Origin of the sequence: Paenibacillus sp. OK060 (assembly GCF_900101205.1) — a bacterium.
In the GTDB taxonomy this organism is placed as follows: domain Bacteria; phylum Bacillota; class Bacilli; order Paenibacillales; family Paenibacillaceae; genus Paenibacillus; species Paenibacillus marchantiae.
On record NZ_FNFR01000011.1, the window covers coordinates 78874 to 93940 of the forward strand.

13 protein-coding genes are annotated in these 15067 nt (G+C 44.8%); 8 read left to right on the plus strand and 5 right to left on the minus strand.

Features of this window, described 5'->3' with window-relative positions; genetic code table 11:
* Nucleotides 1-9 precede the first annotated feature (9 nt).
* Nucleotides 10-90 carry a putative holin-like toxin gene (locus tag BLS14_RS33625; protein WP_370739116.1) on the minus strand — a complete coding sequence of 27 codons (81 nt, stop codon included), beginning with the start codon at nt 88-90 and terminating at the stop codon, nt 10-12.
* Between the two features lie 315 nt (nt 91-405).
* Complete coding sequence (locus tag BLS14_RS28850; RefSeq protein ID WP_090955216.1) at nt 406-975, minus strand: TetR/AcrR family transcriptional regulator; 570 nt, start codon at nt 973-975, stop codon at nt 406-408.
* Nucleotides 976-1176: 201 nt separating this feature from the next.
* Between BLS14_RS28850 and lpdA the strand changes: the two genes are divergently transcribed.
* The 5 genes from lpdA to BLS14_RS28875 all read left to right on the plus strand — a co-directional run bounded on the left by lpdA (nt 1177) and on the right by BLS14_RS28875 (nt 6387).
* Nucleotides 1177-2580, plus strand: coding sequence for a dihydrolipoyl dehydrogenase (gene lpdA, locus BLS14_RS28855; RefSeq protein WP_090955218.1), 1404 nt, complete (start codon nt 1177-1179; stop codon nt 2578-2580).
* A gap of 223 nt (nt 2581-2803) precedes the next feature.
* Nucleotides 2804-3436, plus strand: a complete 633-nt coding sequence (locus BLS14_RS28860) for a biotin/lipoyl-containing protein (protein WP_090955220.1) — start codon at nt 2804-2806, stop codon at nt 3434-3436.
* On the plus strand, nt 3420-4592 hold the full coding sequence (locus BLS14_RS28865) for an ABC transporter permease (protein WP_090955221.1): 1173 nt from the start codon (nt 3420-3422) through the stop codon (nt 4590-4592). Before BLS14_RS28860 ends, BLS14_RS28865 begins: the two co-directional genes overlap by 17 nt.
* A 170-nt stretch (nt 4593-4762) precedes the next feature.
* A complete protein-coding gene (locus BLS14_RS28870; RefSeq protein ID WP_090955223.1) occupies nt 4763-5941 on the plus strand; it encodes a DUF4317 domain-containing protein in 1179 nt (392 codons plus the stop codon).
* Nucleotides 5942-6033: 92 nt separating this feature from the next.
* Complete coding sequence (locus tag BLS14_RS28875) at nt 6034-6387, plus strand: hypothetical protein (protein ID WP_176854827.1); 354 nt, start codon at nt 6034-6036, stop codon at nt 6385-6387.
* 78 nt (nt 6388-6465) lie between these two features.
* Here the strand turns inward: BLS14_RS28875 and BLS14_RS33510 are convergent, their stop codons facing one another.
* Nucleotides 6466-8271 (minus strand): flagellin, encoded by a 1806-nt coding sequence (locus tag BLS14_RS33510; RefSeq protein ID WP_063567119.1) that lies wholly within the window; start codon nt 8269-8271, stop codon nt 6466-6468.
* 298 nt (nt 8272-8569) lie between these two features.
* On the minus strand, nt 8570-9514 hold the full coding sequence (locus BLS14_RS28885) for an AraC family transcriptional regulator (RefSeq protein ID WP_090955227.1): 945 nt from the start codon (nt 9512-9514) through the stop codon (nt 8570-8572).
* A 172-nt stretch (nt 9515-9686) separates the two neighbouring features.
* Between BLS14_RS28885 and BLS14_RS28890 the strand changes: the two genes are divergently transcribed.
* Entirely contained in the window at nt 9687-10706 is a 1020-nt protein-coding gene (locus tag BLS14_RS28890) for a glycoside hydrolase family 88/105 protein (RefSeq protein WP_090955229.1), read from the plus strand.
* Between the two features lie 13 nt (nt 10707-10719).
* Nucleotides 10720-12894 (plus strand): 1,3-beta-galactosyl-N-acetylhexosamine phosphorylase, encoded by a 2175-nt coding sequence (gene gnpA / locus BLS14_RS28895; protein ID WP_090955231.1) that lies wholly within the window; start codon nt 10720-10722, stop codon nt 12892-12894.
* A gap of 157 nt (nt 12895-13051) precedes the next feature.
* Here gnpA and BLS14_RS28900 read toward each other — a convergent pair whose 3' ends face one another.
* Complete coding sequence (locus tag BLS14_RS28900) at nt 13052-14392, minus strand: lytic polysaccharide monooxygenase (RefSeq protein ID WP_090955233.1); 1341 nt, start codon at nt 14390-14392, stop codon at nt 13052-13054.
* Nucleotides 14393-14789: 397 nt separating this feature from the next.
* Between BLS14_RS28900 and BLS14_RS28905 the strand changes: the two genes are divergently transcribed.
* Entirely contained in the window at nt 14790-15005 is a 216-nt protein-coding gene (locus BLS14_RS28905; protein WP_063567124.1) for a hypothetical protein, read from the plus strand.
* Nucleotides 15006-15067: the final 62 nt, after the last annotated feature.

Consider the following 15067-nt stretch of genomic DNA (forward strand, 5'->3'; position numbering starts at 1 on the left):
GAGGGCGGTCTATTTGTCTTTATTGGACAGCAGCGCTACAATCAGCAAACCGAAGGTAAGCATTAGCATAATTGCTTCAAATACTGTCACAAGGCATAACCTCCCTTCCGGGAGATTAGCCGACCGCCCATATAAGCCTTTCCATTGCTCTGTGAGTATACCATATTTTTCTTGGAGCTAATAGATGAACAATATTCGTTTTCATAAAAGTCTTGGCATGATAATTCCCCAGTACAGTGAATGCGAAAAGAGCATTACGGTGGCTAGTATGAAGCATTATTTAGTTGAAAACAAATAAGAGAAAACACGCCATTTATAGGCGTGTTTTTTGTGTTTACTGCTGAATAACAAAAATTAAACAGCATCAAAGTTACACATTTTATAAGGGCCCGGAGCGTTTACTTTTTAATTACTTCTAACCAATTCTTTGGCTTGCTGCCTGCCCGCCGCGAGAAAGCTGTCGCTTAGTTCAGGATCATTAACAGAGCGTGCAAGAACAAGCGAGCCGACTAATGTACTAAACAGTGCACGACTTTTGGATACATCCATATCTGCCAGATTGGAGATAAAAGTGACCATCCGCTCCAGTTCATGAGTGAATACCTGCCTAACCTCTTCGGAAGAGCGGGATATTTCGCCGGAAAGGGCAGGGAAAATGCAGCTCATTTCCGTTTTATCACGGTGATAGGGACTGAGATAATAATCGATGACTGTATTGATTTTGGGGTTCTGCTCTTCCTGATCCGCGACTTTCTGAAGAAGTGCGATGGTATCGCTAATGGCATATTCACAGGCTTCGGCGACCAACTGGTCCTTGTTGTCAAAGTGTGAATAAAACCCTCCATGAGTTAATCCGGCTCCCTTCATAATGAACGGTACACTGACGTCTTGGATGCCGTTGGTGCGAAAAGCACGAGCAGCACTCTCAACAATTTTACCTCGTACTTTTATTTTATGGCCTTTGGGATAGGGCATTATCATTCACTCCATAGTTTCATCATTCTGCTTTTTTAAAATATTATAGTCATCATAATAAAGCCTGTCAATTTGGCGACTGGATATCTTTTAATTTACAAAAGGGCCCAATACGGTTGTTGACTGTCTTAAAATATGATGGTTATAATATATTACGATCATCATATTTTAAATCGGATTCAAATCGGGAGGTATCAGGATATGAGTAAGCTTGAATCTGTAGATACGTTAGTTATTGGATCAGGTCCGGGAGGATATGTGGCGGCGCTTCGTTCTTCGCAACTGGGGATGAAGACGGCAATCGTCGAACGTAAACAGCTCGGCGGGGTCTGCACGCATGTGGGTTGCATACCATCCAAAGCATTAATTGCGGAATCACATCGCCATGATTTGTTCAGACAGTTCAATCAAGCTGACGCGGCAGCGACATTTAAGATTGCACAGGATTTCAAGCAGGGGGTTGTGAATAAACAGGCAGGTGGCGTCCACTATTTGTTAAAGACTGCGAATATGACCATTTTCGAAGGCGAGGCCAGTCTGGTGGATGAGCACACAGCGATGATCCAGCAAGCTGGACAGGAGCAGAGCATTTCTTTTAAAAACCTCATACTGGCAACAGGATCTCGTCCAATTGAGCTGCCAGCATTTCCAGTTGGAGGTCGTATCTTATCTTCCACAGAGGCACTGTCTCTGCAGGAGGTTCCGAGTAGTCTGGTTGTGATCGGCGGAGGGTATATTGGTGTGGAACTTGGACAGATGTATGCCAAATTCGGAACAAAGGTAACGATTCTGGAGGGAGGAGCACAAGTATTGCCCGGATTTGAGGCGGAACTTGCAGCCCCTGTAGTCAAACAATTGAAGGCGGATGGCATGCACATCGTAACCGGAGCGATTGCTGAAAAGGTGGAGCAGAAGGCTGATTCCATTACACTGCATTATTCGAAAAATCAAGAGCAGCACCAGATTACAGCGGAATATGTATTGGTCACAATCGGCAGGAAACCCAATACAGACGGCCAGTTAGGACTGGAACGCATAGGTGTGTCCGTAACGAACAAGGGACTGATTGAGACGGATGAACAGTGCAGGACGGTTATTCCGCACATTTATGCCATTGGAGATATTACGGCTGGTCCGGCACTCGCTCACAAGGCCTCCTATGAAGCAAAAGTAGCAGCAGAGGCCATTGCGGGTCTTACCTCCAAAGTGGATTATAAGGTGATCCCGCTTGTCGTCTTTTCTGATCCGGAGCTATCCAGTGTTGGAGTAAGTGAGACGCAAGCCAAAGCACAGGCCATTCCGGTGGTTATCGGAAAATCTTCTTTTGGGATCAACGGAAGAGCATTGGCATTAAGGGAAACCGAAGGATTTGTAAAAATTGTAGCTGAACCAACCTCGGGAATTGTCATAGGTGCGCAAATCGTTGGCGTGGAGGCGTCCACACTGATATCGGAGCTCGGACTTGCAATTGAGATGGGCGCAACCGTAGAAGATCTGGCCATGACGATTCACCCTCATCCCACTTTGGGAGAAGTGATCATGGAGGCTGCCGAGAACGCGGTCACCAAAATGATAATGAGAACTAAAAATACGCAGCAAATTTAACCATATAAATTGAACTAAACATTTACACGAAACGGAGAGGACAGAAAGAACCTGAAGAAGCGGAGCGTTCGCCTTTATCACTGGATTTACCATTTATAAAAGGAATCAAAAAAATCTGGGGATAACAGCGATCGGAAGGTTGTTCTGTCATCGGAGTGTCCAGTGTAAATAATTTTTAGTTCAACTTATATACACGAGGATTGGGAATGGGAGAGATATAAAAATGAAGATAAAAGCGGGTTTGTATATCGGAATTGCGATGGTGTTTATTGTTGGAGGTTCACTTCTGGCTGTTAAAGGGAAGGATGCTGTAAGTCAGGCTGAGAGCAGGAAACAAGGCATGCTTGAGGCAGAGCAAACGACTTTATTTTATCAGAATAGTCCTGGGGCGATTGTAGAGGTGGGTGCATCTGCAGGTGACTCCGTGAAGAAGGGAAAGGTGTTATTCAAAGTGAAGTCAGCTGGGGAAGGAGATGTGGATGTACTTGCACCGTATGATGGTTTGGTTGACCGAGTTGCTGTAAAGCAGGGAGATCAAGTACAAGCAGGAGTGCCGCTGGCGGTTCTGCAAAAGAAAAATTACTATACGGACCTCTACATCCAGGAAAGTGAAGTTCAAAAGCTTGAAGTGAATCAAGCCATAGATGTTCATTTTCCCTATTTGGATCAGCCAACACAGGTGAGTGGAGTTGTTACTTCCATCTCATCTGTCCCACAATTCGCGAGCTTGCGCATGTCACGGGAAAAGGGGCAAGCCGATCTAAGTATGTTTCTGGTCCGAATATCGATGGATTCGAATGCTGATTTACTTCCCGGGATGACAGCAGAGGTGAAACTTGATGAAATCACTGATTGACGAATGGAAGTACGTATCGGGAAGTAAGTATGTTCGATTGATTTTTATCGGCCCGCTTATTGCAGCCTTATTCTTTGGTTTAATGTTCTCGCAGAATCAAATTAGCAAATCGCCAGTTGTGGTCATTGATGAGGATCATAGCGAATATTCACGGCAGTTGATCTCCAAAATAAATGCCTCGCAATATATGAGCGTCAAAAGCGTATATGCGAGCCGAATGAGTCCGGAAACATTGCTTGCCAATGAGCAGGCTGTAGCGGTCATTATGCTTCCCAATCAATTGGGCTTACGTCAACAACAAGGGAAATCGACGAATATCGGCATCTTGATGGATAACACAATGCCCTCGGGGCTAACCGGAATACGGACCGCGATTCAGGAGATCATCCAGACGGAAAATATGACCCTTTCCATGACACGTCTGATCCAGAAAGGGATGGATGCCGAAACAGCTAAAGGAATCGTGTCACCGTTATCCCTTCAGCAACGGATGCTGTTTAATCCAACCTCCAGTTATGTCGGTTTTATGGTGCTAGGATTTGTGAATATCGTAGTATTGATGATTACAACAAGTGCAGCGGGCTCGATTGCACCTCGGCTTCGTCAGGAAGGGAAGTTATTTACAAACGGAAGGTCACCTTTCCAGCTATGGGTTAGGAGTGTGCCGTACGCTGTGTTGAGCTCCCTATCGCTGCTCCTATCCTATGGATTGTTAAAGCAGGTGGGGGGAATGCGTTTTGAAGCGGAGCCTTATCTTTTTATCATCCCATTGGTTATTTATGCCTTCGCCTTGTCACTTCTGGGTATGTTGATTGGATACACAGCCAAAGACATATCCAAAGTCAACCTACGAACCAGCTTTGTATTGTATCCTTCCTTTCTAGCTACGGGAATTCAACTAACGCCGCTGGCGTTTCCAGAACCGTTCCAAATGTTCGCATGGGCACTACCAATGAACTGGCTTAACCGCCTGATTCGTGGAATGGCTTTTAGGGACGGAGCACTTACAGCTTACAGTCAGGAGTTGGGGGCATTGCTGATTATTATTGGCGTTGTGTCCTTGTTCATGGGGTTACTGATTTTGCGTGAAGGGAGCAAAGTATCTCCCAGCCGTGAAGCACTTTTGAATGCAGATATGTTGCCGAGCAGCAGTTAATTGAAAAGATAAGCATTAAAACGAGAACAGACGCACGGGAATCATTCCTGATGCGTCTTTCTTTTTTATTACTGCAGATGACATATAACGATAAAGGTCCTTCTAGCGAAGGTTTTTTATATCGTTTATACTTGTAAGGCCAATTTACTTGAGGAGTTGTCTAACGAATCATGAATAAAAAAGAAGTCGCGCATATACGCAAACAGTTTAAGATGGATCATGATTTACTGAATATTTACGATATTCTCAACGTGTATATTACGAAAGAAACGAACGAGATCTATCATTGGGAGCGCCATCCGTTTGAGCTGGTGGACAGAGAGAAGCAGGAACTTTACATGGGCAATTTCAAAAAATTGCTGACGGGCGAGCTGGATCAGAAATTGTTTGAGCTGAAGTTCCAGGAGCAAGCGGAGGAGCCGGCTCAGGTGATGCTTCACCAAGCACTGGTAACAGGAGATCCGGAGGAATGGCAGGACCTGATGTTGCTATTGGTGGAAAGAATGTTGGTGGATGCCAAGTATGAACGGGATATGGTGATCACGTTTGTTCGTGGACAGTATTACTTGCCAACCAAGGCTCGGAACGATGAAGCGGAAGAAAGCGAGAAAAACGAAGTGTTCGCACATCCATTCATTCTGTGCAGTGTGAATTCCACGGAGAAGCAGCGGAAAACGCTCTTGTTTGATTACGTGGAGAGAGAATTTAAATACAATGTCATTGTAGATCCGGTTGTCAAATTAAGCACCCCGGAGCAGGGTTTCCTGTACCCGAGCGTAACGGACAACTACTCCGATGTGAATCGTGTTCTGTACTGCACAGGGAAATCGAATTTCCCGGACCCTCATTTTGTCGAAAATGTATTGAATGGAGAAAGGTCTGTGACAGCACTGGAAGAACGAGCGATCTTCGAAGATATCGTGAAGGAAGTGGCCGGTGAACAGCTCGACTCAGCCACAATTGCACATGTGTACGAGGAGATCAACCGGGTCATCGAAATTAACGAAGAGTCACATGAGGAAGAACCTCCGAAGCTCGATTATAAAGATCTGGAACGAGTGCTGACAGCAAGCGGTGTAGAGGACCTGACGTCGGAGAAAGTGGAACGCGCATTTGAAACCATCGTCGACAACAAGAATTATGAAATGAAAGCGACGAGTGTTATGCCGAAGTTTACGTCCAAGTCCATTAAGATTGAAACCAAAGTCGCTACGATATCAGTTAGCCCACAAGACTTGAGATATGTGAAACAAGTGAATTATCAAGGCAGACGGTGTATCATGATTGAAGTGGACGAAGATGTCGTGATTGAAGGGTTTACGCTAGCCTCAGAGACACTTTTAGATTAAACCACGTTCAATGCAGGACAACGATCAGGGATCTTACCATAAAAAGGACTATCGCAACAGGAGATGACTTCGATGAACAAAAGGCCGTAATGATGCTGACGGCCTGCAATTCGAACGAAGCCAATCCCGACAACGATACAGGCAGTAATGAGCAATCCGCACCGACCGAGACGGTGCAGAAAGACAACGAACCAGCGGAGGAAAGCCCTAATCGCGGTGAGTGGTCTTCACTTCCCGAATATGACATGATTGTTCGGACTATTAATCCGAAGGAGTATACCTTTCGAACCGTAAGCGATAACGAAAATGAACGTATTCTTCTTCTTGCAAACCAGTACGGTAAAGAGAAATACAAGACTATTTTTATTAAAAACACGAGTCGTCTTAAAATCATTGATGTCGATGGTGCTGGACAACTTTTCAATGAAGTTTTGGAAAACAGCTGAAAGATACTGGAACATATAGAATAGACGAAATCCCCTTCCAAATATGTGGAAGGGGATTTGTGCGTAGGTTGTGTTCTTTTATTTTAATAACTGCAGCACGGTTTGAGGATTCTGATTGGCTTGGGCCAGCATAGCGTGAGCTGCTTGAATTAAAATATTAGATTTGGTCACACCCAACAATTCTTTGTTCATATCGGCATCGCGGATACGCGACTCAGCCGAGGTTAAATTGGTGCTGGAATTGTTTGTGTTATTCAGCGCATGTTCCATGCGGTTCTGGAGTGCACCATATATGCTCCGGTAATTAGTTACCTTACCTAGAGCTCGGTCTGTTTGGACCAAGGCTTGGTTAGGATCTGCTGGCGGCAATAGTCCCATATTGGTGAGTCCCAATCCCTCAGCCTTTACATTAAAGAGAGGAATATATAAGGATTGACCTGTGTTGGCACCCATTTGGATGTCGAGGTTGGGCGGTCTATAGTCGATGTCCGTAATGTCCGTAACAATGGTGGTATCAATATGCTTGATTATTTCCGTTTCACGAGTAAATTCGAAGACTTCCATGTTTAAGGAAAACGGCCCGTAAGAGAAACCTAAAGTTATGCTTGAACCGCCAGGGATTGTAAAATCCCAATCGAAATTAATTTGGGATTGGCCCCCAACTGGGTTATTTACTACCAGCTCCGTCGGGGATGTAAAACCAATTGAATCATCAAATATGATGGCAGCGTTAGCGTTGGTCCCATTCATATTAAACGTGTTTCCTGACGGGGGAGTAAATGCGTTACTTCCAGCAGGCAATGGATTACCACTCGCATCATAGATAACAGAATCAACCGGGGGATCCATTACATTGCTCAGTTTAAAACTGGAGTCCGAAGGGTCACCATTATTGATGACATATTTAATTTCCATGGAGTTATCGGGCAGTATGGTTCGGAATCTCGTTATGGACAGATTGGTTCCAGGAAACCACATATGGTCCCAAGCCGGAACAGTTCCTCGGTTACTGCGAGAGGTATATTCTAAGGCCCTCGTGCTTCCGTTGACTTCTACGTTTTCGAGCATTGAACCATATACATCGGCAAAGCTTTCCGGACCGAAGCTGGTTTTGTTCATGCCAACGGAATACCAATAGCTAGGTTCCGAATATTTAGGGTCATTAGATAGCATCAGGCTTTCATGGACCGTAGTTGTTGTATCTGTTACAGTCGTTGTGTTGGTGTCGACCGTATATTCGTTGTACCCCTCTCTTGAATCTGGTAAAACAATCGGAGTAATGGTACTTGTATTGGAGAGTGTATTGCTTGTTACGGATGTATCTATACTGCTTACCAGATGCCTTGGTTCTTCGGGTTCCCCCGGTGGTTTGTACACCACGGACTTATGTATTGTTGTTGTTGGAGGCGGATCGCTGACGGTATGGACGGTATTACTGTTGGACCGATCGGCAAGTATTTCGTAATCGTCTCTAGCTAATAAGTTAATTGTATTAAACTCTGTTTTTGTGGAAATGCTGTCGATTTCATTCGTAAGCTCCCGTATTTCTTGGTCAATCATTTGCCGATCCTGATCAGTGTTTGTATCGTTTAAACCTTGAATGATCAGTTCTCTTTGTCGTTGCAAAATGCTGGTTATTTCATCGAGGCCCCCCTCCGCGGTCTGTATGACGGAGGTGCCGTCCTGAATGTTTCTAGATGCTTGGTCCAACCCTCGGATTTGTGCTCGCATCTTTTCGGAAATCGCTAAACCTGCCGCATCATCCGATGCTTTGTTGATCCGAAATCCCGAGGATAATTTCTCCATGTGACTCGAACCGGCCTTCGAGCTTTCCTGCAATCTTCTTAACGTGTTTGAAGCCGCTAGATTATGTGAGATGATCATGTTTTTATACCTCGATTTAAAATGGATATTCTGATTTATTTTACCATGTAGCCATAAATGTGTCTAATACTTCGTGAATGTTGAGTCGGGTAGCGGTTTTGACGATGGCGGCGACGATTGTCGCCATGTATATTTATCTGCGGTAAAACATGCGAAAAGGCATTAACCGGCGAGAACACAGGAAAGAATGTGTAAGGGATGAACGTTAACGCAACCTTTTGGGGTTGCGTTTTTTGGAATGAAAAACTGGATTGACATCGAAATTTAGAAGTGCTACCAACTTTCCTCCCTTTTAATCCTACACCCATCCCGTAAACTCCAATATGGAGGCTTTCGCAGATTGCACTTCGGACTGTGCGCCTTTGCGCCATTCTTTCGGTGATTTCCCCATAAGTCTGGAGAAGCAGCGATTGAAGCTGGAAATGGACTGAAAACCGACTTGTTCGGAGATTGAAAGAATGGAAGCGTCCGTGCTTTTTAATTGTTTGCAGGCTTCTTCAATCCGGGTGCTGTTCAGGAAATCCAGAGGCGCGGTTCCCATAATGTCATGAAATTTTCTTCGAAAATGAGTGGTGCTTAGGTGGCACAGATCAGCGAGAAAATCGATGGTAATGGGCGACATATAGTTTTTGGTGATATACTCCAGAACCGGAGAAATAACAAGGTCACCTTTTAGATTATGCTGCGTTTCTTGGTCTGCCAAGGGTTCATTCCGGGAATGGATTCGCAGGAGTTCGATATAAAGGGATAATAATAAGCCGTAGGCACTTTCCTGATAAAAAGGATTTTTCTGCTTTAATTCCTCTACCACAGATGTCGCAAGGGTATAAATCCTCGGATGTTCCTCCCTGTTTAAAATGCAGTTTAATCCCTTAATTGCCCTCAAATTGGGTTCAAAGTTACTGTAGGCACTTCTCTTAAACGATTGTTGAAAGAGGTCTTCGGGCGAGAAAAAGAGATAAGACCATAAGCTGGCTTCATTGGGTGAACTATACGTTGTATGAGGAAGATATCTGGGGATAAAGGTCACGTCACCGGCTTTAAAAGGTACCGATTCACCTTTGATCTCCATAATGCCGCTATCTGAATGACAAATACCAATCTCCAGATGGTTGTGGAAATGAAGATGTTCACTTTTGATATCAGAGATTTTCCAACGTTCACCGCTTAACAGCAGAATAGGAAAGTGGATTGGCAAGCTATAGTGGCGGTACTCAATAATAGGCTGCTTTTTTCTGGGCATATTCGATAACTCCCATTCATAAATGATTGAAATTGCGCAGTTTTGTTGCGAATATGCTTAGATTGACACTATTTTACTGCGTACAATGGAATAAGTAAAGCGTTTTCAAACCAAGGACGGACAGCTCTCAAGCGCATTTGGGGGCATGTGCGCTACGAGAGGGGAATCACCGATGCTTCAAGTGAAATATGACAGGGAAGAAATTTTAAACGTTATTGATAACGTTACGAAAAAAACACTGGCGATGGATTTGACGTGGGATTGGCCTTGCGGTGTGGCGTATTATGGTGTATCCAGAGCTTATCAAACGACAGGCAACCAAGAGTATTTGGACGGGCTTGTCCAATGGGCGGATGAATACATCGAGCTGGGCTTGCCAGACTGGACCGTAAATACATGTGCGATGGGCCATATGCTGATTACTTTATATGAAGAAACAGGGAACCAGAAATACTGGGATATTGTAATGAGCAAGGTGGATTATCTTCAAAATCATGCGCTTAGATTTGGAGATAACGTGCTGCAGCATACCGTATCCATTTCCAATGATTTTCCCGAGCAGGCATGGGCGGATACTTTATTTATGGCGGCATTTTTCCTGCTCCGTGTGGGAAGCAAATTAAAGGATCAGGAAATGATCCAGGATGCCCTTAATCAATATTACTGGCATATCAAATACCTGCAAGATCCGAGCAGCGGTTTCTGGTACCATGGCTACAATAACGTCAACAAGGACCACATGTCCGGATTATATTGGGGTAGAGCGAACGCCTGGGGCGCTTACACCATGTCGCAAGTAAAACCACAGTTGAAGGACTGGTATCTATATCCACAGTGCATGGACGTGGAGTGCTCGCTGCGGGATCAACTGGCAGCTCTGAAGCTCGTGCAGACAGAGAATGGCTTGTGGCGGACAGTTCTGGATGACGAGGATTCGTATGAAGAGGTGTCGGCTTCCGCTGGTATTGCAGCAGCCATGATCAATAACGGTAATCCGCTACATACCAAATACGTGCAAAAAGCATTGGAAGGCATTCTGAACAACATTAGTGAAGATGGACGTGTGCTTGGTGTATCTGGTGGTACGGCGGTAATGAAGGATCGGGATGGCTATCGCAATATTCCAAAAGACTGGATTCAGGGCTGGGGTCAGGGCCTGGCGCTCGCTTTCCTGTCCGACATGTTGAAATAGGGAGGGAACCAAGTTGTCCAAACCAATTAAAGGCTCCTTTACACTACCCGGCGAATCCGGTTATGAGGCACTGACTTTGGAACTTGCCGAACGGTGGGGGGCCGATGTCATTCGTGACAGTGACGGTACACAATTATCCGATGAGATTATTAACGCGGGGTATGGCATTTATTCGACCATCTGCATCATCCGGGATCATAACGAGTGGGCATCTCGAAATCAAGATAAGCTCCAACAATGTTTTTTAATTACGAATCCGAAGGTAGCTGTACAAGATTATGTATCGTTCTATCTGATGGAGGATTTTTTCGCTGAGCAATTCAAGGTGAATGATTCGAAAGAAGCGTTTAAGTACTGGCAGGTCTTTGACCGGACAACCGGGGAGGAAGTGCCAAGAGGACAGTGGAATTATGAGAGGGAATCCGGCCATGTAGTCATTACCGGCATCCTCCCTTGGCATAAATACACGGTTAGCTTCATGGCCTATCGGATCTGGGAAGAGATTTCGATGTACAATCACACCACGAACCATTGGGACAAGGAGCATTTGATGCAAATTGATCCGATCTATTCGGAAACGCAGACATATCTGCTGGATTGGATGGAGAATTGGTGTCAGCAGCATCAGGAAACAACGGTGGTTCGTTTCACCTCATTGTTTTATAATTTCGCCTGGATCTGGGGCAGCGACGAGCGTAATCGCCATCTCTTCTCGGATTGGGGCTCATATGATTTTACGGTAAGTTCGAGAGCACTTGATCTGTTTGCCAAAAAAGTTGGATATTCGCTCTCTGCTGAGGATTTTGTGAATGGCGGCAAATATCGCGTAAGTCATATCCCGGCGCAGCAGCGCAAGCTGGACTGGATGGCATTTATCAATGATTTTGTCATCGAATTCGGTAAGAAGTTAATTGATATCGTGCATAACCACGGCAAGCTGGCGTATGTCTTCTATGATGATAGCTGGGTTGGCATGGAGCCTTATAATGATCGCTTTCAGGAGTTTGGATTCGATGGGATGATTAAATGTGTATTCTCCGGTTATGAGGCAAGAATGTGTTCAGGTGTCAACGTGGATACCCATGAGATTCGTCTGCATCCCTACTTGTTTCCGGTGGGCTTAGGCGGACTTCCTACCTTTAAGGAGGGCGGCAACCCTACGCTGGATGCCAAAAAGTATTGGATCAATATCAGGCGAGCTTTGCTCAGAGAGCCGATTGATCGGATTGGACTGGGTGGATATCTGCATCTGGTTGAGCCTTACCCGGACTTTTGCGATTATATTGAGAAGATTGCGGACGAGTTCAGGGAAATAAAAGAGCTTCATCATGAGGGTAAGCCCTATCAGATTAAGGCGAGGGTAGCTGTTCTGCATAGCTGGGGCAAATTAAGATCGTGGACATTGTCCGGCCATTTCCATGAAACGTATATGCATGACTTGATTCATGTTAATGAAGCCTTGTCGGGCTTACCGGTGGAAGTGCAGTTCATTGATTTTGAAGATATCCGTCAGGGCGTGCTGCAACATATAGATGTCGTGATCAATGCCGGCTCTGTTGGTTCAGCCTGGAGCGGCGGAGAACTTTGGAATGACTACCAATGTGTGGACCTGCTGACCAAATGGGTGTATGAAGGCGGTACTTTTATTGGCATCAACCAGCCATCGGCGGTAGAAGGGTACGACAGCTTTTTCAGAATGGCACATGTTCTTGGGGTGGATGAGGATACTGGCGCCAGGGTGGTTCATGGAAAATGGACATATGAGACTCGCGATGAGCATGGTTTGTTGCCGGAAGGGGCAAGAATAACGCCGAAGAATAACATATATCTTACCGATGGAACAGCTGCTGTGGTGGATGAAACGGATGGTATGATTACATTGTCTACACATGATTTTGGTAAAGGGAAAGGAATCTACCTGCCTTCATTCGAATTCAGTTGGGAGAACACAAGGTTGCTGCTGAATCTGATTCGTTTTGCGGGCCGTGAATCTCATGAAACGAAGTACATCACGGATAACTTATTTACAGAGTGTACTTATTATCCGGAGAGTAAAATGTTGGTCGTCATTAACAATAGTGATCAGGTTCAAACGACGACGATCGATACCGACTATGGAAAACAAACCGTAGAATTAGATCCTTATGACACCAAGATCACCCATATTGGCTTAATAAAATCAGTATAGAAACATAAAAAGCAAGCAATAAGACGTTCGGGACTAATTCCTGAAGCGTCTTATTTTACATGGTGTAATACACAGCCGATCCCTGAATATGGACCGGCTATGGTTGTAATCATAATCTAAATGGACTTCTTTTTAACTAATCCTCCAGTCAATCCCGTTATTGCAGCTGCCAGAGGGTTGGTGTTGCCGAAGGGATCCAATCCACTTGAGACGTGTGTGTAAGAAGGCATTTGTAAGTCAAGTTATTGTAGCTCACGATTGTACCCGCTGTGTATTGAGTATTAGCTGCCCATGCAGGTGCAGTAGCAGCTGCGGCTGTTTTACCGCTGACTGTGCTAGCAGCAGATTGGTTGCCTGCTGCATCAACAGCATAAACCGAGAAGTTGTAGGTTGTGTTCGCTTCAAGATTGGTTACCGTATAAGACGTTGCCGTCCCGGATGTCGTTGTAACTAAAGTAGAGCCGTTATAAATTTTATACCCTGTCACGCCTACATTATCCGTAGATGCCGTCCACATCAGCTGAATGCTGGAGGAGGTTGGTGCTCCCATCACATGCAGCCCGCCTGGAGATGTAGGTGCGGTAGTGTCGTTTGCAGGAGGTGCAGTTGTGGTAACGCTTACACTATTACTGGCTGCAGATTCATTGCCTGCTGCATCGACTGCTTTGACAGTAAAGGTATAGGCCATGCTTGCTGTCAGCCCTGTGACGGTATAGCTTGTAGTTGTGCCGGATACATTGCCGATTAAGGTAGTCCCGTTGTAAATTTTATACCCCGTTACGCCTACATTATCTGTGGAAGCCTTCCACGATAAGGATGTACTGGTCGCAGCAGTTGCAGTTGCCACAAGTGAAGCTGGAGGTGTTGGTGCCACATTATCAACCGGGTTTGTCCCGGAGAAGTTTACGTCGATGACATTATAGAAGGCGTTGGGAGTATCCGCAACCTCCCAGACTGCTAGAATGACATGATAACCGCTACGTTCGGGTACGTTGCATGAGTTGGTGTAGCTAAATGGTGGTTGGCTGCCATTATAAGGAACTGAACAGAACGGTGTTAGGTCAAACGAATCACGGGATAGAGGTGCATTCGGATTCCAGTTCGTTTTCGTAATATAATATTTCCAGCTTGCCGTTGAATGGTTAGCTGTCAGCTTCCAAGTAAACGTATTACTGCCACTAGACATATTCACTTTCGACCAACGTGTGGCGGATTGCTCATCGAGCTTAGGGAAGACGCCGTTAGCGCTTGCAATATGGCCGTCCGTAGGTCCTGCAGTAGGGAAGCCTTTAGGTGCTTCCAGGCTTTGGGGTTCATACACGATACTGCCGCAATCTTGATTGACTCCCGAAGCACACAGTGCAGCTCGGCTCGCCGGCCCTTCTACGTAACCATGTGACAACGCCTTTGGACTGTTGAACAGCATGCTTACCGTTGTAAGCACCAGCAGACAGCAAATCAATACTAGCTTTGAAGACGGTAAAATGAATCTGAACATTCGATAGCCTCCTGTATCATTTTTTTTATATAAACTCAAGTAAGAGCTTATATCGTAATTAAGGAAGTGCTATGCCATATACCATATATGGATATCGTTTGATGAAGAAATCGATATACGGGAATTTCTAAAGTTATTGTAAAGGACCTACATTTGCTGAACAAGGATAAATTTGATAGATAATCCAGTTATTCAAGACTTAGGTAGGCATAAAAAAAGGCCTTTGCGGAGAGATCATCTCTCCACAAAAGCCTTTATTTCCGACTGGATTGATAAGTAAAATGCGTATTATACATCGATTTTACAGAAAAGGCAAGAGGAAAAAGATTGCTTTTAAGTGGGGAATCGTTTATGCTAAAAAAAGGAAGTTTACTATATTTGAAAGGAGGAAGTTGAAATGGAAAATATGTGTATGAACATGATGATGAACATGTGTATGGAAGAAATGATGTGCAAGATGAAATCCATGAAGATGATGATGGAATGCATGGAAGATAAAAGCATGATGGAAGGCATGGACATGAATAAAATGATGTCCTGTATGCAAGAATGCGACGAAATGATGACCACAATGATGGGCATGATGAGCAACATGAAGAAAGCATCCATGTAATTATCGATCATTCATTTCATGTAAAGCTGGCGGGCTTTACATATGTGTGGAACAGTTGACTG

What these genes read in the sequence shown, in the direction of transcription:
- BLS14_RS28905 (WP_063567124.1), top strand. Translation starts at nt 14,790, where the DNA reads ATGGAAAATATGTGTATGAACATGATGATGAACATGTGTATGGAAGAA.
- BLS14_RS28865 (WP_090955221.1), top strand. Translation starts at nt 3,420, where the DNA reads ATGAAATCACTGATTGACGAATGGAAGTACGTATCGGGAAGTAAGTAT.
- BLS14_RS33510 (WP_063567119.1), bottom strand. Translation starts at nt 8,271, where the DNA reads ATGATCATCTCACATAATCTAGCGGCTTCAAACACGTTAAGAAGATTG.
- BLS14_RS28870 (WP_090955223.1), top strand. Translation starts at nt 4,763, where the DNA reads ATGAATAAAAAAGAAGTCGCGCATATACGCAAACAGTTTAAGATGGAT.
- BLS14_RS28875 (WP_176854827.1), top strand. Translation starts at nt 6,034, where the DNA reads ATGCTGACGGCCTGCAATTCGAACGAAGCCAATCCCGACAACGATACA.
- BLS14_RS28860 (WP_090955220.1), top strand. Translation starts at nt 2,804, where the DNA reads ATGAAGATAAAAGCGGGTTTGTATATCGGAATTGCGATGGTGTTTATT.
- lpdA (WP_090955218.1), top strand. Translation starts at nt 1,177, where the DNA reads ATGAGTAAGCTTGAATCTGTAGATACGTTAGTTATTGGATCAGGTCCG.
- BLS14_RS28850 (WP_090955216.1), bottom strand. Translation starts at nt 975, where the DNA reads ATGCCCTATCCCAAAGGCCATAAAATAAAAGTACGAGGTAAAATTGTT.
- BLS14_RS28900 (WP_090955233.1), bottom strand. Translation starts at nt 14,392, where the DNA reads ATGTTCAGATTCATTTTACCGTCTTCAAAGCTAGTATTGATTTGCTGT.
- BLS14_RS28890 (WP_090955229.1), top strand. Translation starts at nt 9,687, where the DNA reads ATGCTTCAAGTGAAATATGACAGGGAAGAAATTTTAAACGTTATTGAT.
- BLS14_RS28885 (WP_090955227.1), bottom strand. Translation starts at nt 9,514, where the DNA reads ATGCCCAGAAAAAAGCAGCCTATTATTGAGTACCGCCACTATAGCTTG.